General features: G+C 59.8%; 1 protein-coding gene and 1 pseudogene. Both read left to right on the forward strand.

All coding sequences use genetic code 11. The annotated features are described in order from the left end of the window. The first annotated feature begins 107 nt into the window (after window positions 1-107). Window positions 108-1,627: pseudogene (gene istA / locus ACEVQ6_RS23575) on the forward strand (IS21 family transposase). After that, window positions 1,617-2,140 (forward strand): ATP-binding protein (locus ACEVQ6_RS23580; RefSeq protein ID WP_374891480.1); only part of this gene is annotated, 524 nt, incomplete at its 3' end. The pseudogene istA and the gene ACEVQ6_RS23580, both read left to right, overlap by 11 nt.

The following is a 2,140-nucleotide window of genomic DNA, read 5'->3' on the forward strand; positions in this document are numbered from 1 at the left end:
GTTTGCACGCGGAACTGAGCCGGTTAGGCGCATAATTTCCATTGAGAATTGAGCCCTGTGAACCTTCCCCCAACGCGGAGAGCGACGGGGGCAACGGATTGATCCACATGGGACTTTTAAACATCATCCGTCGGATGGCACTGCGTGAGAAGCTGTCGGTGCGCGAGATCAGCCGGCGCACCGGATTGTCGCGCAACACGATCGCAAAGTATCTGAGCGCGGGTACGATCGAGCCGGCGTTCACGGTACCGGAACGACCGAGCAAGCTTGATCCGTTCGCCGACAAACTCTCTGGCTGGCTGAAGACCGAGGCCGGAAGGTCACGCAAACAGCGCCGAACGCTGAAGCAACTTCATGCCGATCTGACGGCTCTGGGATTTGCCGGCTCCTATGGCCGTGTCGCCGCCTTTGCCCGTGAGTGGCGGGTTGAGCAGCGGACGACGGGCCGAGGCATATTCGTTCCTCTGTCTTTCCGCACTGGCGAGGCATTTCAGTTCGATTGGAGTGAGACTATGCCGTGATCGGCGGCGAGCGAACGAAGCTGCAGGTCGCGCATATCAAGCTATCGCACAGTCGCGCGTTTCTGGTCCGAGCCTACCTGCTGCAAACGCACGAGATGCTCTTCGACGCTCACTGGCACGGCTTCCGCGTATTCGGTGGCATGCCTGGCCGCGGCATCTACGACAACATGAAGACCGCAGTTGATCGCGTGGGCCGCGGCAAAGAGCGGCAGGTCAACATCCGTTTCCTTGCAATGACGAACCACTACGTCTTTGCGCCCGAGTTCTGCAATCCCGCCGCGGGTTGGGAGAAGGGCCAGGTTGAGAAGAACGTTCAGGATGCCCGACCACGTTTGTGGCAACAGATGCCGCACTTTCCGGATCTGGCGGCATTGAATGTCTTGCTGGAACAGCATTGCCAGGACCTGTGGCACGACACAGCGCACGGCACCTTGCCCGGCACGATCGCGGATGTTTGGGCTGATGAGCGGGTAGCATTGATGGCGCTCCCCGCTATGTTTGACGGCTTCGTCGAGCAGAGCAAGCGCGTCTCTCCCACCTGCCTGATCACCTTCGAGCGGAACCGCTGCAGCGTGCCCGCGTCTTTTGCGAACCGGCCCGTCAGCCTGCGGATTTATCCCGAGCGGCTGGTCGTTGCGGCCGAGGGCAATATCCTCTGTGAACATCCGCGGATCATAGAACGCAGCCACGACAAACCGCCGCGAACGATTTACGACTGGCGGCATTACCTTGCGGTCATCCAACGCAAGCCCGGTGCCCTGCGCAACGGTGCACCCTTCTTGGAATGGCCGCCCGCCTTCCGCAAATTGCAGGACCAGATGCTTCGCCGCCCCGGCGGCAATCGTGAGATGGTCGATATTCTCGCACTCGTTCTTCATCACGATGAGCAGATTGTTGTCAGGGCTGTGGAACTGGCTCTGGATCAAGGCGTCGCGACCAAGACGAATGTGCTGAACCTGCTGCATCGCCTGATTGACGGCAAAACCACCGACGGTCCCGACATAGACACGCCACAGGCGCTGACCTTGCTGCGTGAACCCAAGGCCAATGTGGAACGCTACGATGGTTTGCGGGTCCGGGTCGTGGGAGGTCGCCATGCGTCATGATCCCGCCAGCGCCGCCGTCGTCATCATGCTGCGTAGCCTGAAGATGTATGGCATGGCCCAAGCCGTCACGGACCTGATCGACCAAGGAGCTCCAGCCTTCGATGCAGCCGTGCCGATCCTGTCCCAGTTGCTAAAAGCCGAGATGGCCGAGCGCGAGGTCCGCTCGATTGCCTATCATATGAAGGCTGCGCGCTTCCCCGCCTACAAGGACATCTCTGGATACGACTTCGCCGCCAGCGAAATCAACGAAGCGACGGTGCGCCAACTGCATCGATGTGAGTTCATGGACGATGCGCATAACATTGTCCTCGTCGGCGGCCCGGGCACAGGCAAAACACATGTCGCGACTGCCCTCGGTGTTCAAGCTATCGAGCATCACCGCCGAAAAGTCCGCTTCGTCTCGACTATCGAACTGGTCAATGCGCTCGAGCAGGAGAAGGCAAAAGGCAAGGCAGGCCAGATTGCCGAGACGCTGGTCCGTCTCGATCTGCTAATTCTCGATGAGCTTGGATA

The sequence above is a fragment of the Ensifer soli genome (assembly GCF_041928815.1).
GTDB lineage: Bacteria > Pseudomonadota > Alphaproteobacteria > Rhizobiales > Rhizobiaceae > JBHFEI01.